The following is a 25,188-nucleotide window of genomic DNA, read 5'->3' on the forward strand; positions in this document are numbered from 1 at the left end:
GGGGGAACGCCGGGCCGGCCCCATCGAGGGGCCGGCCCGGCGTGGGGGCAAAGCCCCCCTCCCGCTCAGAAGCTGTTGCGTTCGTGATAGGTGCGCAGGAAGCCCTGGATGCGCGGATCCTCGGGGTGGTGCAGGATGCGGCCGGGGCTGTCCACGCCGACAAGCTCGCCCTTTTCCATGAAGGCGACCTGGTCGGCGACATGGGCGGCAAAGCCCATCTCATGCGTGACCACCACCATGGTCATGCCCTCGCCGGCCAGCGTCTTCATCACGTTCAGCACCTCGCCCACCAGTTCGGGGTCGAGCGCCGAGGTCGGCTCGTCGAAAAGCATCAGCCGCGGCTCCATGGCAATGGCGCGGGCGATGGCGACGCGCTGCTGCTGGCCGCCCGACAGGCGCGCGGGGTGGTTGCCCATCTTGTCGGCCAGCCCGACCTTGGCCAGCGCCTCGGCGGCGCGGGCCTGGGCCTCGGCTTTCGACAGGCCGCGCACCCGGACCAGCCCCTCGGCCACGTTGCCCAGCGCCGTCATGTGCGGCCACAGGTTGAACTGCTGGAACACCATGCCGATCGAGCGCCGCATCTCGCGCAGCTTGCGCCCCGACATCTTTCGCCCCGGCGCCTCGTAGCCGATCAGCTGCCCGTCGATGCGGATCTCGCCCGAATCGTATTCCTCGAGGAAGTTGATGCAGCGCAGCAGCGTGGACTTGCCCGAGCCCGAGGGCCCGATCAGGCAGGTCACCTTGCCCGGCGGGATCGCCAGGTCCACGTCCTTCAGCGCATGGAAGGGGCCGTAATACTTGTTGACCTTGCGAATATCGACGGCAGAAGCCTGCATCGGCTCAGGTCCTTTCGATCAGGTGTTTGGTGATGCGCGCCTCGAACCGGCGGCCGACGCGCGAGATGGTCTCGACCAGCGCCCAGAAGAACAGCGCCAGCACCAGGTTCGCCTCGAGATAGCGGAAGGTCTCGGTGGACATGCGGCTGACCTGGTACATCAGCTCGGGCACGGTGATGATGGACAGGATCACCGTCTCCTTGGTCAGGATGATCGAGAAATTGACCAGCGCCGGCAGCGCCGAGACCAGGCCCAGCGGCAGCAGGACGCGGCGCACGATGGTCGGCTCGGCCATGCCGATGGCGCGGGCGGCCTCGATCTGGCCATGCGGCACGGCGCGAAAGCCCGAGCGGAAGATTTCGGCGAAATAGGGGCTGCCATAGATGGTCAGGCCCAGAAGCCCCGCCGGCAGCGCGTCCAGCCGCAGCCCGACCAGCGGCCCGCCGTAATACAGCACGAACAGCTGCACCAGAAAGGGCGTGCCGCGGATCACCTCGATATAGGCCTGGATGATCCAGCCCAGCCAGCGCGGCCCGTAGCGCTGCATCAGCGCGATCACCAGACCCAGCGCCATGCCGAAGATGGTGCCCAGGATCCAGCACAGCACGGTGACGCCGAAGCCCCTCAGCAGGGCGGGGCCGTATTGTTCAAGGATGCTCCATTCCATCAGACGGCCGTCCTGTGTTCAAGGTAACGTCCCAGCGCCGCAAGGCACAGGTTGATCGCCAGGTAGATGCAGGCGGCGGCGATATAGACCTCCAGCGGGCGGAAGGTGGTCGCGGCCTGCGCCTGGCTGGCGCGGGTCAGTTCCAGGATGCCGACGACCGAGACCAGCGAGCTGGCCTTGACCAGCAGGATCAGCTCGTTGACCAGCGCCGGCAGCGACAGGGTGAAGGCCTGCGGCAGGATCACCCGCATCCAGACGTCGCGCGGGGTCATGCCGATGGCCACGGCGGCCTCGGCCTGGCCCCTGGGCAGCGCCGCGATGGCGCCGCGCCAGATCTCCGAGATATAGGCGCTGGCGCAGATGCCGACGGTAACGACCGCCGCGAAGATCGCCGGCACGTCGATGCCGATCACCGGCAGCGTGTAGTAGAACACCAGCAGCTGCACCAGCAGCGGCACCCCGCGCAGGAAGCTGACCCAGATCCCGCCGAGGCCGCGCAGGACCGGATAGGGCGACAGCCGCGCCGCGCAGACCAGCGTGCCGATCACCAGCCCCAGCGCGATGCCGAGCCCCGAGATCAGCAGCGTATAGCGGGCCGCCCAGAACAGCGGCTCGAAACTTTGAAGAAAGACCGGGATCGAAAACATGCGCGCCTCGCCTTGGCCCTTGGGGGAACGGGCGGGACCAGGCCCCGCCCGCCAGCGACTTAGTTCGCGGGGACTTCGCGGGGCAGTTCGGTATAGCTGCCCAGCCATTTCTCCTGGATCGCCTTGACGCGGCCGTCATCGGTCATCTTCAGCAGCGCGTCGTTGATGGCCTTGGCAAAGCTTTCGCTGCCTTCCTCCTTGCGCAGCACCCAGGCGAAATAGGTCGGCTGGCCGAACTGGGCCGGCTCGAACAGCGCGAAGGTCTCGGGGCGGTTCTTCACCAGATAGGTCAGGTTCGGCAGCGAGCCCGCCACCGCGTCCAGACGGCCCGCGGCCAGGTCGGCATAGGCTTCGTCCGTGGTGCCGTATTCCTTGACGTTCACGCCGCCCAGGCTTTCGCCATAGGCTTGCAGCTGGCGGAACTGCGCGGTGCCCTGCTGGACGCCGACGGTCTTGCCCTTGATGTCCTCGGGCTTGGCCAGCTCGGTGTTCGAGGCGGCGCGGACCAGCGAGACGGTGGCATCGGCGATCGGCAGGGTGAAGGTATAGCGCTCCAGCCGCTCGGGGGTGATCGTGACCGGCGCGATCACGATGTCGAACTTGCCGACCTCGAGGCCCGGCAGCTCGGCGGTCCAGGGGATGTCCTGATAGACCGGCTCGACGCCGATTTCCTTGCTGACCTCGTCGAACAGGTCCTTGGTCATCCCCTCGTAGGTGCCGTTGTTCAGCATGTCGAAGGGGGCATAGTGCATGTCGGTCGCGGTGACGATCTTGCCGGCGGCCTTGATGTCGTCAAGCTGGTCGGCCGAGGCCGCCGAGCCGAGCGCAAGCGCGGAAAGCCCGAAGAGCGCGGCCTTGAGGCTGGTGTGGAAGGTCATGTCTGTCTCCTTGTTGGACGGTAGGGGGCGCGGCCCGGTGCGTTGCGGCGCCGCGCCTATGGATCAGAGAATGGCGGGCAGATTCAACCCGTGCTCCCGCGCGCAGTCCAGCGCGATCTGATAGCCAGCGTCGGCATGACGCATGACGCCGGTGGCCGGGTCGTTCCACAGCACGCGGGCCAGGCGCGCATCGGCGTCCTCGCTGCCGTCGCAGCAGATCACCATGCCGGAATGCTGCGAAAAGCCCATGCCCACGCCGCCGCCATGGTGCAGCGACACCCAGGTCGCCCCCGAGGCGGTGTTCAGCAGCGCATTCAGCAGCGGCCAGTCGGAAACCGCGTCCGAGCCGTCCTGCATCGCCTCGGTCTCGCGGTTGGGCGAGGCGACCGAGCCCGAGTCGAGATGGTCGCGGCCGATGACGATGGGCGCCTTCAGCTCGCCGTTGCGGACCATCTCGTTGAAGGCCAGGCCCAGCTTGTGGCGGATGCCGAGGCCGACCCAGCAGATCCGCGCCGGCAGGCCCTGGAAGCTGATGCGCTCGCGCGCCATGTCCAGCCAGTTGTGCAGATGCGGGTCGTCCACCAGTTCCTTGACCTTCTGGTCGGTCTTGTAGATGTCCTCGGGATCGCCCGACAGCGCCGCCCAGCGGAACGGGCCGATGCCCTTGCAGAACAGCGGCCGGATATAGGCCGGCACGAAGCCGGGGAAGGCGAAGGCGCGCTCGAAACCCTCTTCCAGCGCCATCTGGCGGATGTTGTTGCCGTAATCGACGGTCGGGATGCCCTGGTCGTGGAAGGCCACCATCGCCTCGACCTGCTTGCGCATGGATGCGCGGGCAGCGCGTTCGACGGCCTTGGGGTCGGTTTCCTGGCGCGCGCGCCATTCGGCCACGGTCCAGCCCAGCGGCAGGTAGCCATGAACCGGGTCATGCGCGCTGGTCTGGTCGGTCACGATGTCGGGGCGCACGCCGCGCTTGACCAGTTCCGGGAACACATCGGCGGCATTGCCGATCAGCGCCACGGATTTCGCCTCGCCGGCCTTGGTCCAGCGGTCGATCATCTCCAGCGCTTCATCGAGCGAGTGGGTCTTTTCGTCGACATAGCGGGTGCGCAGGCGGAAATCGGCGCGGGTCTCGTCGCATTCGACGGCCAGGCAGCAGGCCCCGGCCATGACGGCGGCCAGCGGCTGGGCGCCGCCCATGCCGCCAAGCCCGGCGGTCAGGATCCACTTGCCCTTGAGGTTGCCGCCGTAATGCTGGCGCCCGGCCTCGACGAAGGTCTCGTAGGTGCCCTGCACGATGCCCTGCGACCCGATATAGATCCAGGAACCTGCGGTCATCTGGCCATACATGGCCAGGCCCTTCTTATCCAGCTCGTTGAAATGGTCCCAGTTCGCCCAATGGGGAACAAGGTTCGAGTTGGCGATCAGCACGCGGGGCGCGTCCTTGTGGGTCTTGAACACGCCCACGGGCTTGCCGGACTGCACCAGCAGGGTCTCGTCGGTTTCCAGCTTGCGCAGCGCGTCGACGATCAGGTCGAAATCCTTCCAGGTGCGGGCGGCGCGGCCGATGCCGCCATAGACCACCAGCTCATGCGGGTTCTCGGCCACGTCGGGATGCAGGTTGTTCATCAGCATCCGCATCGGCGCCTCGGTCAGCCAGCTTTTCGCGGTGATCTCGGTTCCGGTGGGCGGGAAGATGTCGCGGGTGTTGTGACGGGGATTGTCCATGTCTCTCTCCGTTCAGGCCAGCATGTTGCCGGAAATGATGATGCGTTGGATTTCCGAGGAGCCCTCGTAGATGCGCATGATGCGCAGGTCGCGGGCGATCCTCTCGATGGGGAAGTCGCGGGTGTAGCCATAGCCGCCATGCAGCTGCAGCGCGGTGTCGGCGATCCGGCCCGCCGCCTCGCTGGCGGCAAGCTTGGCCATGCTGGAGGCCAGCGAGAAGCGCCCGCCGTGGTCATGGGCGTGCTGGCGCTGCCGCGCGGCGTCCTGCGACAGCAGCAGGGCCGAGCGATAGGCCACACCCATGTCGGCGATCATCCAGCGGATACCCTGCCGGTCGGAAAGCCGCTCACCGCCGATCATGCGGTCCTTGGCATAGGCGATGGCGGCGTCCATCGCCGCTTTCGCCAGCCCCAGGCATTGCGCGGCGACCTCGATGCGGCCGTTGTCCAGGACCTGCATGGCGGTGCGGAAGCCCCTGCCCTCCTCGCCCAAGAGCGCGCCCTCGGGCAGGTGGCAGTCGAGGTTCAGGGTGAACACATGCCCGCCCTTCAGCCCCATCGTGCGCTCGGCCGCGCCCGGCTCCAGCCCCGGCGTGCCCTTGGGCAGGATGAAGGCCGAGATGCCCCTATGCGCCTTCTCGGGATCGGTCACGGCATAGACGACGATGAAATCCGCCACGCCGCCGTTCGAGATGAAGCATTTCGTGCCCTTCAGGTGCCAGCCGCTCTCGGTCCGGCGGGCACGGGTCTTCATGTCGGCGGGGTCGGAACCGGCGGTGGGCTCGGTCAGGGCGAAGGCCCCCAGCGCCTCGCCCGCCGCGGCTTTCGGCAGCCATTCCTGTTTCTGCGCCTCCGTCCCGCCCAGCAGGATCGAATCGGTCGCCAGGTAATGCGCCGTCAGCGCCGAGGCGGTCGAGCCGCAGGCCCCCGCCACGATCGCCACCGCCCGCAAAAGCGCCGGGGCCGAAATGCCGCTGCCGCCATGTTCCTCGGGCAGGTTCGCGCCCATCATCCCGGCCTCGCCCAGCACGGCAAGCTGGTCGTGGACGAAAGCCGAGGTCTCGTCGGTTTCCGCCGCCTTGGGCGCGATCCGCTCGGCGCAGATGCGCTCCAGCACGTCGCAGAACAGCCGTTCCTCCTCGGCCAGCATGCGCCAGTCGTCGCTCATGCGGTCTCCTCCAATCCGAATGCGCGCAGGATGGCGGCGCGGTCGCCGCCAAGGCGCGGGGCCGAGGTCTCGGCCACGGGTTTCTCTGCATCGAAGCGCACCGGCTGGCCGACGGTCGGCGCCAGCCCCAGCACCGGATGCGGCAGGCGGCTGACCAGCCCGCGCGTCAGCGCATGCTCGTTGCCCGCCGCCTGGGCGATATCCCAGATCGGCGCGGCGGGCAGGCCGGCGTCGGCCAGCGCGGCGACGGCTTCCTCGGTGGTCAGCCGGCGCGACCAGCTCTCGATCAGGCGCTTGAGGTCCGGCTCATGCGCGGTGCGGCTTTCGTCGCTGGCAAAGCGCGGGTCGCCGGCGGCCTCGGGCGCGCCGATCAGCGTGGCGAGCGTGGCGAACTGGCGCGGGTTCAGGACCGCGATCACCACCTGCCCGTCCTGCGTCGCAAAGCAACCGAAGGGGGTGGACAGGGGATGGCGGTTGCCCACCCGCTGCGGCAACTGGCCGGCATAGAGATGCAGCGCATGGCTGGTGGTCAGCATGGAAAACAGCGCGTCATACATGGCCACGTCCAGCGTGGCGCCCTGCCCGGTGGCGTTGCGGTTGACCAGCGCCGCCATGACCGCCCAGCTGCCGAACAGGCCGGCGATCAGGTCGGCCATGCTTTCGCCGGTCTTCAGCGGCGCGCCGCCTTCCTCGCCGGTGCCGGCCATCAGACCGGACATGGCCTGCACCACCAGGTCATAGGCCGGCAGGTCGCGGAACGGCCCCTGCTGGCCGAAGCCCGAGATCGAGCAATAGACCAGCCGCGGATTTTCCGCCCGCAGCGCCTCGGCCCCCAGGCCCAGCCGGGCGGCGACGCCGGGGCGGAAGTTCTCGACCACCACGTCGACGCGCGCGGCGATGGCCTTGGCCAGCGCCAGGTCGGCAGGATCCTTCAGGTCCAGGACCAGGCTCTGCTTGCCGCGGTTGTTCAGCGTGAAAAGCGCGCTTTCGCCGTCCTTGAACGGGCCGATATGGCGGTAGTCGTCGCCGGCGGGAGGCTCCAGCTTGATGACCTCGGCCCCCAGGTCGGCCAGAAGCGCGGTGCAATAGGGCCCCGCCAGCACGCGGGACAGGTCCAGCACCCTGATGCCTTGCAGCGGCTTCATGCCCGCAACTCCGGCGCCAGCGCGGCAAGGCGCTCCAGGATCGCCTTCAGCGTCGCGCGCAGGGTTTCGGCCTTGGCCTCGTCATAGGCAAAGGGCGGGGCCTCGGTCTCCAGATGCGTCGCCTGCGCCAGTTCCATCTGGATCGCGTGAACGCCCTGCCCCGGCTGGCCGTAATGCCGCGTCGTCCAGCCGCCCTTGAAGCGCCCGTTCAGAACATGGGTCCGGCCCGTCGCGGCTGCGACCTCCTGCGTGGCGGCCTCGATGGCCGGCGCGCAGGAGCGCCCGCCGTTGGTGCCGATGTTGAAATCCGGCAGCACGCCGTCGAACAGGAACGGGATCACCGAGCGGATCGAGTGGCAGTCGTAAAGGATCGCCACCCCGTGACGCGCCCGCACCCGTTCGATCTCGGCGGCCAGCGCCGCGTGATAGGGGGCGTGGAAACGCGCCTTGCGCTCGGCGATATCCTCGGCTGCGGGTGCGGTTTCCCAGATCGGCTCGCCGTCGAAATCGGTCAGCGGCACCAGCCCGGTGGTGTTCTGGCCGGGATAGAGGCTCGCGTCGTCCGGCCCGCGATTGGCGTCGATGACATAGCGGTGGAAGGTCGCGCGCACCGTGGTCGCGCCGGGCAGAAGCCCGTCATAGAGCCGATGAATATGCCAGTCGGTATCGGCCAGCACCTGCCCGCGCGGGTTCAGCCGGGCGCGGATGTCGTCGGGCAGCCAGGTTCCGGTATGCGGCAGGCCCAGGATGACCGGGCTGTCGCCCTGCGCGACTTCGACGGGGTTCACGGCCGCACCTCGTCCAGCAGGCTGGCGGGGACGGCGCCGACCAGCACGCCCTCGCGCACCAGCCGGGCGGATTCGGCCAGGTCGGGGGCAAGGTAGCGGTCCTGTTCCAGCGCCGGCACCGTCTGGCGCAGCGCGGCGATCACCGCCTGCAACGGGGCCGAGGTCGCCAGCGGCGCGCGGAACTCGACGCCCGCGCTGGCGCAAAGCGCCTCGATGCCCAGGATCTGCGCCAGGTTCGCGTTCATCCGCTTCAGCCGCCGCGCGCCATGCGCGGCCATGGAGACGTGATCCTCCTGGTTGGCCGAGGTCGGGGTCGAATCGGTGCTGCACGGCGTCGCCAGGTGCTTGTTCTCGCTCATCAGCGCCGCACTGGTCACTTCCGCGATCATCAGCCCCGAGTTCAGCCCCGGATCGGGGGTCAGGAAGGGCGGCAGGTCATGGCTCAGCGCCGGATCGACCATCAGCGCGATGCGGCGCTGGGAAATGGCGCCGATCTCGGCAATCGCCAGCGCGATCTGGTCGGCGGCGAAGGCCACCGGCTCGGCATGGAAATTCCCGCCCGAGACGATACGGTCGGCCCCGACCAGCACCAGCGGGTTGTCGGTCGCGGCGTTCGATTCGATCTCCAGCGTGCGCGCGGCCTGCCACAGCAGGTCGATGCAGGCCCCCGTCACCTGCGGCTGGCAGCGGATGCAATAGGGATCCTGGACGCGGGTATCGCCGATCCGGTGGCTCTCGCGGATCTCGGACCCCTCCATCAGCGCCCGGATGGCGCGGGCGGCGGCGATCTGGCCGCGATGGCCGCGCAGGGTGTGGATCTCGTCCAGGAAGGGCGCGGTCGAGCCCATGATGGCATCGGTCGAAAGCGAAGACGTGACCAGCGCCGCGCGGGCACTGGCAAAAGCCTCGAAAAGCCCCGCCAAGGCGAAGGCGGTCGAGACCTGGGTGCCGTTGATCAGCGCCAGCCCCTCCTTGGCGGCCAGCACCACGGGCGAAAGCCCCGCGGCCGCCAGCGCCTCGGCCGAGGGCATCTCGCGGCCCTCATAAACTGCCCGGCCCTCGCCCAGCATGGCGGCGGCCATATGCGCCAAGGGCGCCAGGTCGCCCGAGGCGCCGACCGATCCCTGCGCCGGGATCACCGGCAACACGCCGCGCGCCAGCATGTCCTCGATGAGTTGGGTCACCTCGGGACGCACGCCCGAGGCGCCGCGGCCCAGCGACAGAAGCTTCAGCACCATGATCAGGCGCACGGTTTCCGGCTCGACCGACTCGCCCACGCCGCAGCAATGCGACAGGATCAGGTTGCGTTGCAGCGTGGCGGTATCCCGCGCCGCGATCTTGATCGAGGCGAGCTTGCCGAAGCCGGTGTTCACGCCATAGACCGGCGCCTCGCCATTGGCGGCGGCGGCGATGCGGGCGGCGGATTCGGCGATGCCGGGACGGGCGCTGTCGGCCAGGCGCACGGCCAGCCCCTTGCGCCAGACCTGCTCAAGCTCGGCTAGGGTGGTTTCACCGGGGGTAAGGATCAGTTCAGACAAGTTCGCCTCCGACGATGCGGGCATGAAGGGGGTTGAAGCCGATGCGATAGGTCAGCTCGGCCGGGTGGCGGATGTCCCAGACCGCCAGGTCGGCGCGCATGCCGGGTGCCAGCCGGCCGCGATCCGCCAGGCCCAGCGCGCGGGCGGCGTGGCGCGTGACGCCGGCCAGGCATTCGGCCGGGGTCATGCGAAACAGCGTCGCGCCCATGTTCATGGTCAGAAGCAGCGAGGTCAGCGGCGAGGTACCGGGGTTGCAATCCGTGGCCAGCGCGATCGGCACGCCGGCCTCGCGCAGGGCCTGCATGGGCGGATATTGCGACTCGCGCAGCGTATAGAAGGCGCCGGGCAGCAGCACCGCCACGGTGCCCGCGGCCGCCATGGCCTCGATCCCGTCCTGGCCCAGATATTCCAGGTGATCCGCCGACAGCGCCCCGTGCCGCGCCGCCATGGCCGCGCCGCCCAGGTCGGAAAGCTGCTCGGCATGCAGCTTGACCGGCAGGCCCAGCCCGGCCGCATGGTCGAAGATGCCGGCCATTTCCTCGCGCGTGAACGCGATGCCTTCGCAGAACCCGTCCACCGCGTCGATCAGCCCCTCGGCATGGCCGCGCCGCATCCCGGCGACCACCACATCGCGGATATAGCCCGCGCGGTCGTCCTTGTATTCCGGCGGCAAGGCATGGGCGGCCAGCCAGGTCGTGCGCACCGTCACGGGACGCGCCTGCCCGATGCGGCGGGCGACGCGCAGCATCTTCAGCTCGCTGTCCACATCCAGCCCGTAGCCCGACTTGATCTCCAGCGTGGTCACGCCCTCGGCCAGCAGCGTATCGACGCGCGGCAGGGCGGATGCCAGCAGCGCCTCCTCATCCGCCTCGCGGGTGGCGCGGACGCTCGACAGGATGCCGCCGCCGGCGCGGGCGATTTCCTCATACGAGGCGCCTTCCAGCCGCATCTCGAACTCGCGGGCGCGGTCGCCGCCAAAGACGATATGGGTGTGGCAGTCGATCAGCCCCGGCGTCACCAGCCGCCCGCCCAGGTCATGCCGCGTCGCATCGGCATAATGCGCGGGCAGATCCGATTCGGCGCCGATCCAAGCGATTCGCCCGGCCTCGATCACCAGCGCCCCCTGCTCGATCAGGCCGTAACCACCTGATTCTTCGTCCATCGTGACAAGCTGGGCGTGGTGGAGAAGCTGCATCGGATCGCATCCCGGATTGATTTCTCGGTCGTTCTATGTCTAAACTTATTTCATCTCTATGTCTAAACTTATTTTGGCACAAAGAAGGGCGACGGGATGACGGTTATCTGGGCGGAGCGGGCCTTGTTGCCCGATGGATGGGCAGAAAATGTCCGGGTGACGGTCGAACAGGACCGAATCGCGGCGGTGGAAAAGGACGCCGCCCCGCAGGGCCATCGCACGGGCCTGCTGCTGCCGGCGCTTGCCAACCTGCACAGCCACGCCTTCCAGCGCGCCATGGCCGGCCTCAGCGAAGCGAAGGGCCCCGAGCCGCGCGACACCTTCTGGACCTGGCGCCAGATCATGTATCGCTTCCTCGACCACCTGACGCCCGAGGATGTCGAGGCGATCGCCGCGCTGGTGCAGATGGAGATGCTGGAGGCCGGCTATGCCACCAATGTCGAGTTCCATTACCTGCACCACCGCCCCGGCGGCGCGCATTACGACAATATCGCCGAGATGGGCGAACGCATCGCCGCCGCCGCCGGGCGCACCGGCATCGGCCTGACGCTCTTGCCGGTGCATTACCAGTTCGGCGGCGTGGACCGCCGGCCGCTCGCCCCCGGCCAGAACCGTTTCGGCACCACGCCCGAGGAGTTCCAGCGCCTGCTGGACGGTTGCGAGGCCGCGCTGCGCGCCCTGCCCGCCGATTCGGGCATCGGCGTCGCCCCGCATTCGCTGCGCGCGGTCAGCCCCGAGGGCCTGCAAGCCTGCGTCGCGCTGCGCCCCGGCCGGCCGCTGCACATGCACCTGGCCGAGCAGCTGCCCGAGATCGAGGAAATCAGCGCCGCCTATGGCCGCCGCCCGGTCGAATGGCTGCTGGACAACCACCAGCCCGAGCGGCGCTGGACGCTGATCCACCTGACCCACATGACCGAGGACGAGACCCGCCGCCTGGCCGCCACCGGCGCCGTGGCGGGGCTGTGCCCGATCACCGAATCGTCCTTGGGCGACGGCATCTTCAACGGCACCATCTGGGCCGAGGCGCAGGGCCGCATCGGCTTCGGCTCGGACAGCAACATCCGCATCTCTCTGGTCGAGGAACTGCGGACGCTGGAATACAGCCAGCGCCTGCGCGACCGCGGCCGGGCGATCCTGGCCCAGCCGGAACGCTCGACCGGGCGGGTGATCTACGAGGCCGGGCTCGACGGCGGCGCCACGGCGGCGGGGCGCGAGACGGGGGCGATCCGGCCCGGCCTCTGGGCCGACCTGATCGCGGTCGGGCTGGACAATCCGGTCATGGCCGGGCGCAAGGGCGACCAGCTGCTCGACAGCCTGGTCTTTGCCGGCCATGACGGGCTGGTGCGCGACGTCTGGTCGGCGGGCCGCCATGTCGTGCGGGACGGCAGGCATATGGACCGCGACCGCATCATCGCCGATTATCTGGCAACCATAGCCCGGCTTCAGGATCGCATGTGACCGAAAGAAACGCCTCCAAGGCGCAAGCCATCACTAGCGAGGTGCGCCGCCGCATCGTGGACCGCGAATGGCGGCAGGGCGACCGCATCCCGGACGAGGCCGAACTGGCCGTCGAATTCGGCGTCGCCCGCGCCACGGTGAACAAGGCGCTGCAAATGCTGGCCGAAGAGGGGCTTCTGGACCGCAAGCGCCGCGCCGGCACCCATGTGACGGTGAACCCGGCGCGCAAGGCCACGCTGACCATCCCCATCGTGCGCGAGCAGATCGAGCAGGCGGGGATGGAATACAGCCACCGCGTCGTCGCGCAGCGCCGCAGCCCGCTGCCGGCCGATGTCGCCGCCCGCATGGCCCTGCCCGAGGGGCGCGAGCTGATCCACCTGCGCACCGTGCATTACGGCGACGACAAGCCCTTCCAGGCCGAGGACCGCTGGATCAACCCCGCCGCCGCGCCGGGGGCCGAGGCGGTGGACTTCCAGCGCATCACCGCCAACGAATGGCTGGTCAGGAACTTTCCCTGGCTGCATGCCGACATGGCCTTCTCGGCCGAGAACGCCAGCGCCCGCGACGCCCGGCTGCTGGAGACGCGGCAGGGCACCGCGCTTCTGATCCTGCAGCGCACCACCTTCAACGACCTGGGCGCCATCACCTCGGTCCGGGTGGCCTTTCATCCCGGCTATGCCATGATCGCAACGCACTAGCGGCCGCGCCGGCTTCACTTTGCGCGGCCCTTCGCCTAATAGGCTGGCAATCCCAAAAAGGAAAAGCCATGGCCAGCGCCAATCTCAACATCATGATCAAGGCCGCGCGCAAGGCGGGCCGCAGCCTCGTCAAGGACTTCCGCGAGGTCGAGAACCTCCAGGTCTCGGTCAAGGGCGCGGGCGATTTCGTCAGCCGCGCCGACCGCGAAGCCGAGCGCATCATCAAGGAAGAGCTGCGCACCGCCCGCCCGAACTACGGCTGGATCGGCGAGGAAACCGGCGAGGAAGCCGGCGAAGACCCGACCCGGCGCTGGATCGTCGACCCGCTGGACGGCACCACCAACTTCCTGCACGGCCTGCCGCATTGGGCGGTCTCGATCGCGCTGGAGCATAAGGGCGAGATCGTCGCATCCGTGGTCTTCGACGCCGCCAAGGACGAGCTGTTCACCGCCGAGCGCGGCGACGGCGCCTTCCTGAACGACCGCCGCATCCGCGTCTCGGGCCGCCGGCAGATGATCGAATCGATCTTTGCCACCGGCGTGCCCTTTGCCGGGCGCGGCACCCTGCCCGCGACGCTGCGCGACCTGTCGCGGCTGATGCCGCTGACCGCGGGCGTCCGGCGCTGGGGCGCGGCCTCGCTGGACCTCGCCTATGTCGCGGCCGGCCGCTACGAGGGCTATTGGGAACGTGGCATCAAGTCCTGGGACGTGGCCGCCGGCATCCTGCTGGTGAAAGAGGCCGGCGGCTTCGTCGAATCGATCCGGCCCGAGCAGAGCGCGATCGAATCGGGCTCGATCGTCGCCGCCAACCCGCAGCTTTTCGACGAGTTCGCAGGATTGGTGCGTCAGCGCGACTGAGCCCGGCTTGACCTTTGCCGCGTGCAAGGGCATGGGCGAAACTCAAGACTGGGATATCCGCAATGCCCAACAACCGCCAGACGGGGCCGCTGATGGCCCCGGCAGCCAGCCCGCCTGCCGTCCCGCCGCCGCTTGCCGTGCCGCGCGCCGAACGGCAGGGCGCGGCGATCCTGATGATCTGTGCCTCGGCGCTGATCTTTGCGGCGCAGGACGGCATCTCGCGCTATCTGGGCGCCACCTATTCGCCGATCTTCGTCATCATGCTGCGCTTCTGGTTCTTCGCGGCCTTCGTGATCCTGCTTTGCGCACGGGCACCGGGCGGACTGGGCCGCGCCGTCCGTTCAAAACGGCCCTGGACGCAGATATTCCGCGGCGTGCTGCTGGTGGCGGAGGTCGTGGTCACGGTCGAGGCTTTCGTGCGGCTGGGCCTGATCAACACCCATGCGATCTTTGCCTGCTACCCGTTGCTGATCTCGGCGCTGTCCGGGCCGGTCCTGGGCGAAAAGGTCGGCTGGCGCCGCTGGGCGGCGGTCGCCGTGGGCTTCGTCGGCATCCTGATCGTGCTGAAACCGGGCAGCGGCGTCTTCAGCGCCGATGCGGTGCTGCCCTTCGTCGGCGCGGCCATGTTCGCGGTCTATGGCCTGCTGACCCGGATGGTCGGGCGCGACGATCCGGCCATGGTCAGCTTTTTCTGGACCGGCATCGCCGGGGCCGTCGCCATCACCCTGGTCGGCATCTGGCATTGGGAGCCCATCGCCGGGCGCGACATCCCCTGGCTCCTGCTGCTCTGCTTTGCGGCGGTGGTGGCGCATTTCATGCTCATCAAGGCCTATGAGCTGGCCGAGGCCTCGGCCTTGCAGCCGTTCTCCTATACCCAGCTCGTCTGGGTCAGCCTCTTTGGCGTGGTGATCTTTGGCGAGACGCTGGCGCCGAACGTCGCCCTCGGCGGCCTCATCGTCGTCGGCGCCGGCCTGTTCACCTGGTGGCGCGCTCGCCAGCGCGAGCGGGCCGGGCAGCGCTAAGCGGGGCGGCGCTGGCCTCCTCGACCGGCGCCGGGCCCAGCACCTCGGCCAGCACGCCGCCCGCGGCATAGGCCGCCAGCCGGCGCGCCGGCATCGACGGCCGGGACGAGGCGACCAGCCGGATCGGCGGCGGCGCCGGCGCGGGCTTCATGCCGCCCCCGGTCAGATCCCATGTCGGCACCAGCGGCACCGGCTGGCCCTTGATGCGGGCGCGATAGACCGGCAGCGCCTCGGCCACGCGCATGACGTAGTTGCGCGTCTCGTCGAAGGGGATCATCTCGACCCAATCGACCGGGTCCACCTGCCCGCGCAGGTCGCCGAACTCGTCCAGCCAGCGGGCCGAGCGCCCCGGCCCGGCATTGTAGCCCGCCGCGACCAGCGCGATCGAGGGACCGAAGCGGTCGCGCAGCCCCGCCAGATAGGCAGCGCCCAGCCGGGCGTTATAAGCGGCGTCGCGGGTCAGCCGCCCCTGTTCGAAGGGCTCGCCGACCTTGCGCGCCATGGAACGCGCGGTGTCGGGCATGACCTGCATCAGCCCCAGCGCCCCGGCATGCGACGAGACGGTATGGTTGAACTCGCTTTCGCGCCGGGCGATGGCCATGACCAGCTCGGGCGGCAGGCCCAGCTCGCTGTTCTCAAGGCCCGTCAGCGGGAAATAGGCGGCCGGGTAGACCGCGCCCTTGGCGGCGGCGGCCTTGGCCAGGCGCAGCGCGTGCCAGGGCTGCCGCATCTCCAGCATCATCCGCGCCATGCGGCCGATGTCCTCGGGCGCGGCGGTTTCGGCCAGGTGCAGGAAGAAGCGCGCGCCCTGGTCGGGCTCGCCCGCCGCGACCAGCCAAGTGCCGGCCTGCCAGACCGGGTTAGTGCGCAGCGGGCTGCCGCGCCAGTCGGGCAGGCTGGCCTCGCTGCGCCCGGCGACGGCCAGCGCGGGCTGCATCGGCAGGCCCAGCCTTTCGGCGGCCAGCTGGCCATACCAGGCGGATTGGTATGCGGCGGCACGGGCATAGGCCGCACCGGCGCCGGCCTCGTCGCCCCCGGCCTCCAGCGCCCGGCCCTGCCAGTAATGCGCGCGCGACAGCGAGATCGGGCTCGCCACCGCCCGCTCGAGCGTGCGGAAATGCTGGAGCGCCCGGTCCGCCGCGCCGCCGCGCAGCGCGGCATAGCCCGCCAGCCACTCCAGGTCGGAAAAGGCATCGCTGCCCGGCGGCAGGAAATGCCCGGCGGCCAGCCTTTCGGCCAGGGTCCAGTCGCCCTGCCGCAGCGCAAGGCGCGCGTAATCGGCGCGCTTGCCGGCCCAGGCCGCGGGATCGCGCAGCGCCTCGGCGCTGGTCGAGCGCTCCAGCATCAGGTCGCGCGCCAGTTCGGGCATCTTGGCCCAGACCCGCCAGCGGAAACGGTCGAGCGCCAGGCCCGCATCGTCCCGCTGCGCCTCGGGCAGGGCCAGGATCAGCGCATCCACCCCGGCCTGCCCCGATTGCAGCGCCAGCCGGGCGCGGCCCAGGGCTTGCGCCGGGACCGAGGCCATGGGCAGCACCACCTGCGCCGCCTGCCATTCGCCCAGATCCAGAAGCCGCATCAGCCGCGCATCGTGCAGCCCGGCAACCTCGGCGCCATGGGCGGCCAGAAAGGCGTCGGCCTCGGGCTTGGTCAGCGCCTGCTCGGTCCAGAACCGCGCGATCTCGGCCCTGGCGGCCGCGGGGTCGGTCGCCTGCAGGGCCACGATCAGGGCCGTGGCACCGTTCAGCGTGTCGGGCCGGCGGGTGCCGAACCACGCGATCACCTCGGCCGGAGGCAGGTCGGGGCGCAGCACCGCGTCGCCGCGCTTCCAGAACAGCGCCATGCCGGGCCAATCCGCATGGCGGCGGGCAAAGTCGCGATATTCCGGCCAGCCGCCCTGCCCGGCCCGCAGCCGCTGCCAGGCAATCAGGTCGCGGGCGATGGGCCCCGAGGCTTCGGCCGCGGCCGCGGCGCTGGTCCAGTCGCGCATCGCCGCCGCCGCCAGGGCGCGGGACAGATGCCCGGCATCCTCGGCCCCGGCCGGCAGGGCGAAGCTCAGCGCAAGGGCCAGTGCCGGCCCCAGGATCCTGTCGCGGAAAGGATACATCATGGCCCCATTTCTGCGAGGTTCCGCCGCGCGGCGCAACTCACATCCTTGGCAATCCGCGCATCCGCATGTAAGCCGCCATCAGAGGCAAATTCAGGATACCCACATGTTCAGAGGCTCGCTGCCCGCGCTGGTCACGCCCTTCACCCCGGACGGGGAGCTGGATCTCCCCGCGCTGGAAAAGCTTGTCGAGTGGCATGTCGACCAGGGCAGCCACGGGCTGGTGCCCGTCGGCACCACCGGCGAAAGCCCGACGCTGAGCCATGAGGAACACCGCAAGGTGATCGAAGAGGTCGTGCGCATGGCGGCCGGCCGCATCCCGGTCATCGCCGGCGCCGGCTCGAACTCGACGCGCGAGGGGATCGGGCTGGTGCAGCACGCGCAGGCGGCGGGCGCCGATGCGGCACTGGTGGTGACGCCCTATTACAACAAGCCGACCCAGGCCGGGCTGGTCGCGCATTACACCGCGCTGCACGACGCAAGCGACCTGCCGATCATCATCTACAACATCCCCGGCCGTTCGGTCATCGACATGGCGCCCGAGACCATGGGCGAACTGGCCCGGCTGCCGCGCATCATCGGCGTCAAGGACGCGACCGGCAAGCTCGAGCGCGTCTCGATGCAGCGCGCGGCCTGCGGCAAGGATTTCGTCCAGCTTTCGGGCGAGGACGCGACGGCGCTGGGGTTCAACGCCCATGGCGGCGTCGGCTGCATCTCGGTCACGGCGAACGTGGCGCCCCGGCTCTGCGCCGCGTTCCAGGAAGCGACGCTGGCGGGCGACTACGCCCGCGCGCTGGACTACCAGGACAAGCTGATGCCGCTGCATGTGGCGATCTTCCTGGAGCCGGGGGTGGCGGGCGCGAAATACGCCATGTCGCGGCTGGGCCTTTGCAGCGACGCCGTGCGCCTGCCGCTGGTCGGGCTGACCGATGCGACCAAGGCCCGCGTCGACGCGGCGCTGGCCCACGCCGGGCTGATCTGAACCGCGCATCAGGCCGGAACGAGAGGGGGCGGGCTTTCCGCCCCTTTTTCACGGCCGGTCCGGCGGGACCGGCGCAGCCGGGGGCTTTGCGCCCCCGGACCCCCGCAGGATATTTAAGCACAAAAGAAGCGGCCGCACCGGCTTTCCCGCCCCCCCCGCTTCTTTCGTGGATAAATATCCTGGGGGAGCGCGGAACGCGCGGGGGCAAAGCCCCCCAGCAAGCGTACCGCCTGGCTAGTCCCCCGGCTGCCGGTCGACCAGGCTTTCCTTGTCCGGGTCGCAGAAGGTCGCCCAGTCCTTGCCGGGCGCCGGGCGGGGCAGGTCGTCGCGGCTCCAGCCCAGGTGCATATGCGCCTTGGCGATGAAATAGCCCGTGACCGGCGCGGTCAGGAACAGGAACAGCGTGATCAGCAACTCGTGCCAGGTCAGCACCCCGTGCCGCGCCGGGAACCAGATCAGCGAGGCGACCAGCACCGCCCCGACGCCCAGCGTCGCCGATTTCGTCGGCGCGTGTAGCCGGGTCATCGGGTCGGGCAGCTTGACCAGCCCGTAGGAGCCGACGAGGCCGAAGAACCCGCCCAGCACCAGCAGGACCGAGACGATGATTTCCGCGATCATGCCCATCCCCTATTCGATGATGTCGCCGCGCAGGACGAATTTCGCATAGGCCACGGTCGAGATGAAGCCGACCATGGCGAACATCAGCGAGGCCTCGAAATACATCGTCGTGCCCTTGTCGATGCCGAACAGCGTCAGGAGCGCGATCATGTTGATCGCCATGGTGTCCAGCGCCAGCACCCGGTCCGACAGGCCCGGCGCGAAGACCACGCGGTAGAGGCAGAACAGCAGCGCCAGCGAAAAGCAGCCATAGGCGAAGAGCAGCGCGTATCCGATCATTCGAAGATCTCCTTCAGCCGGGCCTCGTAGCGGGTCTTGATCTCGTCCAGAACCGCATCCGGGTTGGGGGCGTGCATGGCATGGACCAGCAGGGCGCGCCCGTCCTCGGACAGGTCGCAGCTGACCGTGCCGGGGGTCAGGGTGATGGTCGCGGCCAGCGCCGTGATCGCCTCGGGGTGGCGCAGCTCCAGCGGCACGGCGATCCAGGCCGGCCGAAGCGCGCGGCGCGGCATGAACAGCACGATCTGCGCCACGGTGAAATTCGCCTTGGCGATGTCCCACAGGACCATGGCCAGATAGGCGGGGATCCTGGAGGGCGCGCGATAGCCGTTCGTGCCGGGCCAATAGGGTGCGGTGATCAGCGGCACCACCACGCCGATCATCGCGGCAAAGACCAGCGAGCCCACGGCCCAGCGATTGACCAGGGCCATCCAGACCAGCGCCAGGGTGAAGGACAGCCAGGGATGCGGGAACAGCCGGCGGATCATTTCGTGCCCTCCTGCCCTTCCAGCACGGCCGAGACATAGGCGTCGGGGTCGTGAAGCTGCGCCGCCGTCGCCTCGGCCAGGCGCATGGCGGGGCCGGCGAATGCAGTCAGCGCGACGATGCCCGACAGGAGCAGCACCACCGAGGCCACTGCCAGCCAGTTCGCCGGCGCATCGCCGAGATCCTGGACCGGCTCGTCCGGCTCCAGCTTGGGGCCAGCCGCGGCTGCCGCAGGCGGAACGGGGGCCAAGCCAAGCTCGAAGCTTTTCCAGAACAGGATGGTGCCGGCCCGCGACAGGGCATAGATCGCGACCAGCGAGGTGATCAGGATGATCGCCCAGATCCAGACCATCGCCGGCGCCCCCCCGGTCGCCTGCATCACCAAGAGCTTGCCGACGAAGCCCGAGAAGGGCGGCATCCCCACCACGGCGATGGCGGCGACGAAATACAGCGCCGCGACGAGCCCGTTGCCCGGCATCACCCGGTCCAGCCGCAGCCACAGGTCGCCCCGGCGCGCGCCGATCATGTCCATGACCAGGAACAGCGCGCCGGCCGCCAGCGTCGAATGGACCAGGTAATAGACCGCGGCCGAGGTGCCCTGCGGCGTGAATTGCGCCACCGCGATCATCAGCGTGCCGATCGAGCCGATGGCGGCGAAGGCGGCCAGCCGGCCCAGGTGGCGGGTGCCGAGGATGCCGACCTGGCCGATGGCCAGGGTGAACAGCGCCGCGGGCAGCAGCAGGTCCGCCACCACGCTTTGCGTGACCGCATCCTGCGGAAAGACCAGGGTGAAGAAGCGGATGATGCCATAGACCCCCACCTTGGTCATGATGGCGAACAGCGCCGCCACCGGCCCCGGCGCATTGGCATAGGTCGAGGGCAGCCAGAAATGCAGCGGCACCAGCGCCGCCTTGATCGCAAAGACCAGCATCAAGAGCACCGCGCCGACGCGCAAGAGCGCCGTGTCCTCGGCCGGCATCGCCGCCACGCGCAGCGCCATGTCGGCCATGTTCAGCGTGCCGGTGACGGAATAGAGCACCCCCAGCGCCGCCAGGAACAGGGTCGAGCCGGCGAGGTTGTAGGCGATGTATTGCACGCCGGCGCGCAGCCGCATCTCGCCCCCGCCGTGGATCATCAGCCCGTAGCTGGCGATCAGCAGGATCTCGAAGAACACGAACAGGTTGAAGGCGTCGCCGGTCAGAAAGGCGCCGCAGACCCCCATCAGCTGGAACTGCCAGAGCGCATGGAAATGCCGGCCCTTGCGGTCCCAGCCCGAGCCCATGGCGTAAAGCTGCACCGCCAGCGCCAGAAGCGCGGTCAGAAGCAGCATCAGCGCCGCCAGCCGGTCCAGCATCAAGACGATGCCGAAGGGCGCGGCCCAGTTGCCCAGGCGATAGACCTGCACCTCTCCGCCCGCCGCCAGCAGGTTGAGGTAAAGCGCCACCCCGGCCAGCGCCGCGGTCGCGGCGACCGAGAACACCCGCTGCAGCAGCAGGTCGTGGCGCATCCACAGGATGATGAGCGGCCCGATGACCGCGGGCAGGACGACGGGGGCGATGATCAGGTGGCTCATGCGTCACCATCCCCGGACATGCGATCGGCAGAAAGGGAATCGGCCGGCAGGCGGTCGGCGCGCGGCATGTCCACGCGGTCGTCGCCCCCTTCCAGGAAGGCCCCCAGCGCCATCATCACCACCACCGCGGTCATGCCGAAGGAAATCACGATGGCGGTCAGCACCAGCGCCTGCGGCAGCGGGTCGGTATAGCTCGCCGCCCCGTCCCGCAGCACCGGCGGCGCGTTCACCACCAGCCGCCCGGTCGAGAACAGGAACAGGTTGATGGCATAGCTGAGCATGGTCATGCCCAGCACCACCGCAAAGCTGCGCCGGCGCAGGATCAGATAGACCCCCGCCGCGGTCAGCATGCCGATCGCGCTTGACAGCAGCAGTTCCATCAGCGCCGCGCCTCCTTGCTGGGGTCGATGTCCATCGGGTGCAGGTTCACCGTCTCGCCCGCCGTCCGCGCGATGCGCGACAGCGAGTTCAGCGCCAGCATCACCGCCCCCACCACGCACAGGAACACGCCCAGGTCGAAGCCCATGGCCGAGGCCAGCTCGAACTCCTCGAGCCCCGGCAGCTTCACATAGCCATAGGTCGAGGTCAGGAAAGGCAGCCCCGCGAACCAGGCGCCGATGCCGGTCAGCCCGGCGGCGATGACGCCGGCGCCGATCAGCGCGTGATAGTTGATCTTTTGCCGCTCCTGCGCCCAGGCAAAGCCCGAGGCCATGTATTGCGACACCAGCGCCACCGAAACCACCAGCCCGGCGACGAAGCCGCCGCCCGGCATGTTGTGGCCGCGCAGGAAGATATAAAGCCCCACCACCAGCGCGATGGGCAGGACCAGCCGCGTCACCACCACCAGCATCAGCGGATGGCGGTCGCCGGCGCGGCGGCTGTCATGGACCCAGTTGCGCAGCCGCCGGCCGCTGGCGCCGGCCAGCAGCGTCTCGGTCAGGGCGAATATGGTCAACGCGGCGATGCCCAGCACGGTGATCTCGCCGAAGGTATCGTAGCCGCGGAAGTCCACCAGGATCACGTTGACCACGTTGTCGCCGCCGCCCAGCTTGTAGCTGTTGGCCAGCATGTATTCCGAGATCGGGGAAAAGGCGAAGTCGCTGCGCATGATGACATAGGCCAGCGCGCCAAAGCCCAGCCCGGTCAGCGTGGCGATGAAGGCGTCCAGGCCGCGCTTGCGGTCGGGGCTTTCGATCACGGTGAACTTGGGCAGGAAGTTCAGCGCCAGCAGCAGCAGGACCACCGTCACCACCTCGACCGAGATCTGCGTCAGCGCCAGGTCCGGGGCCGACAGGTAGATGAAGCTGACCGAGACCATCAGCCCGATGATGCCGACCAGCACCAGCGCCAGGATGCGGCGGCGGTGAAAGGCGACCATGCAGCAGGTCGCCACCATCAGCAGCACCCAGCCGACCAGCGGCACCGGCTGGATGGGCAGCATCGGCCGCGTCGCGCCCTGCCAGCCCCCGGTCGAGAAGGCCCAGAGCCCGCAAAGCACCACGGTCAGCGAAAAGGCGGCAAAGGCCCGCGCCATGGACCCGTTCGTCAGCCGGTCGGTCAGGAAGCCCGCCGCGCAGGTGACTGCGCGGGTGATGGCGTCGAAGATCGCCTTGGCCTCGGGCCATGCCATTGCCGCGCGCAGGGCCAGCAGCCGGCGGTTCAGCGCCAGCAATGCCACCCCGCCCGCCAGCGCGACGGCCGACAGCATCAGCGCCGGAGTCACGCCATGCCACAGCGCCAGATGCGGATGCTGCGCCGTGCCGGTGACGGCGCTGGCCGAGGCCGCGACCAGCCAGCCGGCCATTGGGTCGGGAAACAGCCCGATCAGCACCACCAGCACCGCCAGCAGCGCCGGGGCGGACCACAGGCCGAAGCCCGGATCATGCGGGCGGTGCGGGTAATCCTGGCGCTCGGGGCCCAGGAACACCTGCCAGACGAAGCGCAGCGAATAGCAGACCGAGAACAGCGCCCCCAGCGTGGCCATCGCCGCGACCAGGCCCGGATGGCCCTGCCACGCGGCATGGGTGGCCTGTTCCAGCATCAGCTCCTTGGACAGGAAGCCGTTGAGCGGCGGGATGCCGGCCATGGACAGTGCCGCCACGGTGCCGATGACGAAGGTGATCGGCATCAGCCGGCGCAACCCGCCCAGCCGGGCGATGGAGCGGGTGCCGGCCTCGTGGTCGATGATGCCGGCGGTCATGAACAGCGCCGCCTTGAAGGTGGCGTGGTTGACGATATGGAACACGGCCGCCACCGCCGCCGCCTCGGTGCCGAAGCCCAGGAGCATGGTGATGAGGCCCAGGTGCGAGACGGTGGAAAAGGCCAGCAGCGATTTCAGGTCGTCGCGGAAGATGGCGATCCAGGCCGCCAGCACCATGGTCACAAGCCCGGTGGTGGCGACGATATAGAACCATTCCGGCGTGCCCGACAGCACCGGCCACAGCCGCGCCATCAGGAACAGCCCCGCCTTCACCATGGTCGCCGAATGCAGATAGGCCGAAACCGGCGTCGGCGCCGCCATCGCGTGCGGCAGCCAGAAATGGAACGGGAACTGCGCCGATTTGGTGAATGCCCCCAGCAGGATCAGCAGCAGCGCGGGCAGGTAATACGGGCTGGCCTGCACCGCGTCCCGCGCGGCCAGGATGTCGCTGATGTCGAAGCTGCCGGCGATATTGCCCAGGATCAGCATGCCCGCGATCATCGCCAGCCCGCCCATGCCGGTCACGGTCAGCGCCATGCGCGCGCCCTGCCGCCCCTCGGGCAGGTGCTTCCAATAGCCGATCAGCAGGAACGAGGACAGCGAGGTGAGTTCCCAGAACACCAGCAGCAGCAGGATGTTGTCGGACAGCACGATGCCCAGCATCGCGCCCTGGAACAGCATCAGATAGGTATAGAACACGCCCGCCGGGTCGCGTCTCGACAGGTAGTGGCGCGCATAGGCGATGATCAGCAGGCCGATCCCCAGGATCAGGATGCCGAACAGAAGCGCCAGCCCGTCGATGCGGAAATGCACGTTCAACCCCAGCGAGGGCAGCCAGGCGAAGCGCGCGGTGATCACCTCGCCGGCCATGATCGCGGGGATGTGCATGCCAAGCCCCAAAAGCGCGACCGCCGTGGCCGCCGCGCAGGCCACAGCCGCGACATCGCGGCCCGAGCGGATCAGCAATCCGGGCAGCAGCGCGCCGATGAACGGAAGCGCGGCGATCAGTGCTGGCGACATTGTCCCTCGTCCTTCTTCGTTCCCCCCTGTTCGCGAGGGGGGGCGGCGATGTCAAGCAAATGACAAAGCAACTAGGCGATGTTCGCCTTTCGTGCTAACCCTTGGCCAAAACAAGGGAACAGGCATGAAGATCATCGGCATAGACCCCGGCCTGCGCAACATGGGCTGGGGCGTGATCGCGGTCGAGGGGCCGCGCCTGCGGCACCTGGACAACGGCATCGTCCATTCCGAGGCCGGCGAGCTGGGACCGCGGCTTGCTACGCTTTACCGCGGGCTTTGCGCGGTGATCGCCCGCCACGCCCCCGATGCCGCCGCCGTCGAGCAGACCTTCGTCAACAAGGATGCGCTTGGCACGTTGAAGCTGGGCCAGGCGCGCGGCATCGCCATGCTCGCCCCCGCCGAGGCGGGGCTGGAAATCGGCGAATATGCCCCCAACGCGGTCAAGAAGGCCGTGGTCGGCGTCGGCCATGCCGCCAAGGAACAGATCCAGCACATGGTCCGCTTCATGCTGCCCGGCGTCGAATTCGCCGGGGCTGATGCCGCCGACGCTCTGGCTGTGGCAATTTGTCACGCCCATCACTTGCAGGGCCGCGCCCTGCGCATCAAGGCCAGCGCATGAGGGTCGGGCAATGATCGGACGTATCGCCGGGGTGATCCTGCACCGGGCGCAGGACCATGTGCTGATCGACGTGCGCGGCGTGGGCTATATCGTCCATGTCAGCGAACGCACCGCCGCCAGCCTGCCCGCCGCCGGACAGGCAACGGCGCTTTATACCGAATTGCTGGTGCGCGAGGATCTGTTGCAGCTTTTCGGCTTTCCGACGCTGCTGGAAAAGGAATGGCACCGGCTCCTGACCTCGGTGCAGGGGGTGGGGGCCAAGGTGGCGCTGGCGATCCTGGGCACGCTGGGGCCGGACGGGCTGTCGCGGGCGCTGGCGCTTGGCGATTGGTCGGCGCTGCGCAAGGCCCCCGGCGTCGGCCCGAAACTGGCGCAGCGCGTGGTGATGGAACTGAAGGACAAGGCCCCGGCGGTGATGGCGCTTGGCGGCGCGCTGACCGTCGATCCCGGCCCCCTGCCCGAGGTCGAGCTGGTCGAAACCGCCGCCCCCGCGCCCGCCCCCGCGCATTCGGCCCCATCCTCGGCGCAGGCGACGGCGGATGCGCTCTCGGCGCTCGGCAATCTGGGTTATGCTCCGTCCGAGGCCGCCTCGGCGGTGGCCGAGGCCGCGGCACGGGAACCCGCCGCGCCGACCGCCGCGTTGATCCGCGCGGCCCTGCGGCTGCTGGCGCCCAAGGAGTAAG

At 69.2% G+C, this 25,188-nt stretch carries 24 protein-coding genes; 7 read left to right on the plus strand and 17 right to left on the minus strand.

Annotation, left to right across the window (positions count from 1 at the left end):
* Nucleotides 1-65: 65 nt before the first annotated feature.
* The 10 genes from FE811_RS14595 to hutI all read right to left on the minus strand — a co-directional run bounded on the left by FE811_RS14595 (nt 66) and on the right by hutI (nt 10,589).
* Nucleotides 66-836, minus strand: coding sequence for an amino acid ABC transporter ATP-binding protein (locus FE811_RS14595; RefSeq protein ID WP_036752185.1), 771 nt, complete (start codon nt 834-836; stop codon nt 66-68).
* A 4-nt stretch (nt 837-840) separates the two neighbouring features.
* Nucleotides 841-1,503, minus strand: a complete 663-nt coding sequence (locus FE811_RS14600) for an amino acid ABC transporter permease (protein ID WP_036752188.1) — start codon at nt 1,501-1,503, stop codon at nt 841-843.
* Nucleotides 1,503-2,150, minus strand: coding sequence for an amino acid ABC transporter permease (locus tag FE811_RS14605; protein WP_072461605.1), 648 nt, complete (start codon nt 2,148-2,150; stop codon nt 1,503-1,505). Before FE811_RS14605 ends, FE811_RS14600 begins: the two co-directional genes overlap by 1 nt.
* 59 nt (nt 2,151-2,209) lie before the next feature.
* Entirely contained in the window at nt 2,210-3,028 is an 819-nt protein-coding gene (locus FE811_RS14610) for a transporter substrate-binding domain-containing protein (protein ID WP_036752194.1), read from the minus strand.
* A 63-nt stretch (nt 3,029-3,091) separates the two neighbouring features.
* Entirely contained in the window at nt 3,092-4,756 is a 1,665-nt protein-coding gene (hutU, locus tag FE811_RS14615) for a urocanate hydratase (RefSeq protein WP_072461606.1), read from the minus strand.
* 12 nt (nt 4,757-4,768) lie between these two features.
* Complete coding sequence (locus FE811_RS14620) at nt 4,769-5,923, minus strand: acyl-CoA dehydrogenase family protein (RefSeq protein WP_116222122.1); 1,155 nt, start codon at nt 5,921-5,923, stop codon at nt 4,769-4,771.
* Nucleotides 5,920-7,068, minus strand: a complete 1,149-nt coding sequence (locus FE811_RS14625; protein WP_116222121.1) for a CaiB/BaiF CoA-transferase family protein — start codon at nt 7,066-7,068, stop codon at nt 5,920-5,922. Before FE811_RS14625 ends, FE811_RS14620 begins: the two co-directional genes overlap by 4 nt.
* Complete coding sequence (hutG, locus tag FE811_RS14630) at nt 7,065-7,856, minus strand: N-formylglutamate deformylase (RefSeq protein ID WP_116222120.1); 792 nt, start codon at nt 7,854-7,856, stop codon at nt 7,065-7,067. Before hutG ends, FE811_RS14625 begins: the two co-directional genes overlap by 4 nt.
* Nucleotides 7,853-9,394, minus strand: a complete 1,542-nt coding sequence (gene hutH / locus FE811_RS14635) for a histidine ammonia-lyase (protein WP_116222119.1) — start codon at nt 9,392-9,394, stop codon at nt 7,853-7,855. The genes hutG and hutH overlap by 4 nt, the downstream gene beginning before the upstream one ends.
* Nucleotides 9,387-10,589: an imidazolonepropionase gene (gene hutI, locus FE811_RS14640; RefSeq protein ID WP_116222118.1), complete on the minus strand. Its 1,203-nt coding sequence runs from the start codon at nt 10,587-10,589 to the stop codon at nt 9,387-9,389. The genes hutH and hutI overlap by 8 nt, the downstream gene beginning before the upstream one ends.
* Nucleotides 10,590-10,685: 96 nt before the next feature.
* Between hutI and FE811_RS14645 the strand changes: the two genes are divergently transcribed.
* The 4 genes from FE811_RS14645 to FE811_RS14660 all read left to right on the plus strand — a co-directional run bounded on the left by FE811_RS14645 (nt 10,686) and on the right by FE811_RS14660 (nt 14,624).
* Nucleotides 10,686-12,047, plus strand: a complete 1,362-nt coding sequence (locus FE811_RS14645) for a formimidoylglutamate deiminase (RefSeq protein ID WP_116222117.1) — start codon at nt 10,686-10,688, stop codon at nt 12,045-12,047.
* Entirely contained in the window at nt 12,044-12,745 is a 702-nt protein-coding gene (locus tag FE811_RS14650; protein ID WP_036752217.1) for a GntR family transcriptional regulator, read from the plus strand. The genes FE811_RS14645 and FE811_RS14650 overlap by 4 nt, the downstream gene beginning before the upstream one ends.
* Nucleotides 12,746-12,813: 68 nt before the next feature.
* Nucleotides 12,814-13,602, plus strand: coding sequence for an inositol monophosphatase family protein (locus FE811_RS14655; RefSeq protein ID WP_036752221.1), 789 nt, complete (start codon nt 12,814-12,816; stop codon nt 13,600-13,602).
* A gap of 62 nt (nt 13,603-13,664) precedes the next feature.
* Nucleotides 13,665-14,624: a DMT family transporter gene (locus FE811_RS14660; protein WP_116222116.1), complete on the plus strand. Its 960-nt coding sequence runs from the start codon at nt 13,665-13,667 to the stop codon at nt 14,622-14,624.
* Here FE811_RS14660 and FE811_RS14665 read toward each other — a convergent pair.
* Nucleotides 14,578-16,731 (minus strand): lytic transglycosylase domain-containing protein, encoded by a 2,154-nt coding sequence (locus FE811_RS14665; protein WP_244295190.1) that lies wholly within the window; start codon nt 16,729-16,731, stop codon nt 14,578-14,580. The two genes, FE811_RS14660 and FE811_RS14665, sit on opposite strands and share 47 nt — an antisense overlap.
* 103 nt (nt 16,732-16,834) lie before the next feature.
* Between FE811_RS14665 and dapA the strand changes: the two genes are divergently transcribed.
* On the plus strand, nt 16,835-17,710 hold the full coding sequence (gene dapA, locus FE811_RS14670; protein WP_072461614.1) for a 4-hydroxy-tetrahydrodipicolinate synthase: 876 nt from the start codon (nt 16,835-16,837) through the stop codon (nt 17,708-17,710).
* 234 nt (nt 17,711-17,944) lie between these two features.
* On the opposite strand, the gene FE811_RS14675 is transcribed toward dapA, so the two are convergent.
* From FE811_RS14675 to FE811_RS14700, 6 genes are read right to left on the minus strand one after another with little or no spacing between them, the layout of a single operon-like run.
* The gene (locus tag FE811_RS14675) at nt 17,945-18,328 is read right to left on the minus strand and encodes a Na+/H+ antiporter subunit G (RefSeq protein WP_036752398.1); all 384 of its coding nucleotides are present in this window, start codon (nt 18,326-18,328) and stop codon (nt 17,945-17,947) included.
* Nucleotides 18,329-18,337: 9 nt separating this feature from the next.
* Nucleotides 18,338-18,607, minus strand: coding sequence for a K+/H+ antiporter subunit F (locus FE811_RS14680; protein ID WP_072461615.1), 270 nt, complete (start codon nt 18,605-18,607; stop codon nt 18,338-18,340).
* Nucleotides 18,604-19,095, minus strand: coding sequence for a Na+/H+ antiporter subunit E (locus tag FE811_RS14685; protein WP_116222115.1), 492 nt, complete (start codon nt 19,093-19,095; stop codon nt 18,604-18,606). Before FE811_RS14685 ends, FE811_RS14680 begins: the two co-directional genes overlap by 4 nt.
* Nucleotides 19,092-20,666: a monovalent cation/H+ antiporter subunit D gene (locus tag FE811_RS14690; RefSeq protein WP_072461617.1), complete on the minus strand. Its 1,575-nt coding sequence runs from the start codon at nt 20,664-20,666 to the stop codon at nt 19,092-19,094. The genes FE811_RS14685 and FE811_RS14690 overlap by 4 nt, the downstream gene beginning before the upstream one ends.
* On the minus strand, nt 20,663-21,046 hold the full coding sequence (locus FE811_RS14695) for a Na+/H+ antiporter subunit C (RefSeq protein ID WP_036752235.1): 384 nt from the start codon (nt 21,044-21,046) through the stop codon (nt 20,663-20,665). Before FE811_RS14695 ends, FE811_RS14690 begins: the two co-directional genes overlap by 4 nt.
* Nucleotides 21,046-23,886, minus strand: a complete 2,841-nt coding sequence (locus FE811_RS14700) for a monovalent cation/H+ antiporter subunit A (RefSeq protein ID WP_116222114.1) — start codon at nt 23,884-23,886, stop codon at nt 21,046-21,048. Before FE811_RS14700 ends, FE811_RS14695 begins: the two co-directional genes overlap by 1 nt.
* Nucleotides 23,887-24,010: 124 nt before the next feature.
* Between FE811_RS14700 and ruvC the strand changes: the two genes are divergently transcribed.
* On the plus strand, nt 24,011-24,505 hold the full coding sequence (ruvC, locus tag FE811_RS14705) for a crossover junction endodeoxyribonuclease RuvC (protein WP_116222113.1): 495 nt from the start codon (nt 24,011-24,013) through the stop codon (nt 24,503-24,505).
* Nucleotides 24,506-24,515: 10 nt separating this feature from the next.
* Nucleotides 24,516-25,187, plus strand: coding sequence for a Holliday junction branch migration protein RuvA (gene ruvA / locus FE811_RS14710; RefSeq protein WP_116222112.1), 672 nt, complete (start codon nt 24,516-24,518; stop codon nt 25,185-25,187).
* The last annotated feature ends 1 nt before the right edge of the window (nt 25,188 follow it).

It is taken from the genome of Paracoccus sp. FO-3, assembly GCF_006386455.1.
GTDB lineage: Bacteria > Pseudomonadota > Alphaproteobacteria > Rhodobacterales > Rhodobacteraceae > Paracoccus > Paracoccus versutus.

Coding starts and splice junctions, on each gene's coding strand:
- FE811_RS14595 (WP_036752185.1), bottom strand. CDS start 836: ATGCAGGCTTCTGCCGTCGATATTCGCAAGGTCAACAAGTATTACGGC.
- FE811_RS14600 (WP_036752188.1), bottom strand. CDS start 1,503: ATGGAATGGAGCATCCTTGAACAATACGGCCCCGCCCTGCTGAGGGGC.
- FE811_RS14605 (WP_072461605.1), bottom strand. CDS start 2,150: ATGTTTTCGATCCCGGTCTTTCTTCAAAGTTTCGAGCCGCTGTTCTGG.
- FE811_RS14610 (WP_036752194.1), bottom strand. CDS start 3,028: ATGACCTTCCACACCAGCCTCAAGGCCGCGCTCTTCGGGCTTTCCGCG.
- hutU (WP_072461606.1), bottom strand. CDS start 4,756: ATGGACAATCCCCGTCACAACACCCGCGACATCTTCCCGCCCACCGGA.
- FE811_RS14620 (WP_116222122.1), bottom strand. CDS start 5,923: ATGAGCGACGACTGGCGCATGCTGGCCGAGGAGGAACGGCTGTTCTGC.
- FE811_RS14625 (WP_116222121.1), bottom strand. CDS start 7,068: ATGAAGCCGCTGCAAGGCATCAGGGTGCTGGACCTGTCCCGCGTGCTG.
- hutI (WP_116222118.1), bottom strand. CDS start 10,589: ATGCAGCTTCTCCACCACGCCCAGCTTGTCACGATGGACGAAGAATCA.
- FE811_RS14645 (WP_116222117.1), top strand. CDS start 10,686: ATGACGGTTATCTGGGCGGAGCGGGCCTTGTTGCCCGATGGATGGGCA.
- FE811_RS14655 (WP_036752221.1), top strand. CDS start 12,814: ATGGCCAGCGCCAATCTCAACATCATGATCAAGGCCGCGCGCAAGGCG.
- FE811_RS14660 (WP_116222116.1), top strand. CDS start 13,665: ATGCCCAACAACCGCCAGACGGGGCCGCTGATGGCCCCGGCAGCCAGC.
- FE811_RS14665 (WP_244295190.1), bottom strand. CDS start 16,731: ATGATGTATCCTTTCCGCGACAGGATCCTGGGGCCGGCACTGGCCCTT.
- dapA (WP_072461614.1), top strand. CDS start 16,835: ATGTTCAGAGGCTCGCTGCCCGCGCTGGTCACGCCCTTCACCCCGGAC.
- FE811_RS14675 (WP_036752398.1), bottom strand. CDS start 18,328: ATGATCGCGGAAATCATCGTCTCGGTCCTGCTGGTGCTGGGCGGGTTC.
- FE811_RS14680 (WP_072461615.1), bottom strand. CDS start 18,607: ATGATCGGATACGCGCTGCTCTTCGCCTATGGCTGCTTTTCGCTGGCG.
- FE811_RS14685 (WP_116222115.1), bottom strand. CDS start 19,095: ATGATCCGCCGGCTGTTCCCGCATCCCTGGCTGTCCTTCACCCTGGCG.
- FE811_RS14690 (WP_072461617.1), bottom strand. CDS start 20,666: ATGAGCCACCTGATCATCGCCCCCGTCGTCCTGCCCGCGGTCATCGGG.
- FE811_RS14695 (WP_036752235.1), bottom strand. CDS start 21,046: ATGGAACTGCTGCTGTCAAGCGCGATCGGCATGCTGACCGCGGCGGGG.
- FE811_RS14700 (WP_116222114.1), bottom strand. CDS start 23,886: ATGTCGCCAGCACTGATCGCCGCGCTTCCGTTCATCGGCGCGCTGCTG.
- ruvC (WP_116222113.1), top strand. CDS start 24,011: ATGAAGATCATCGGCATAGACCCCGGCCTGCGCAACATGGGCTGGGGC.
- ruvA (WP_116222112.1), top strand. CDS start 24,516: ATGATCGGACGTATCGCCGGGGTGATCCTGCACCGGGCGCAGGACCAT.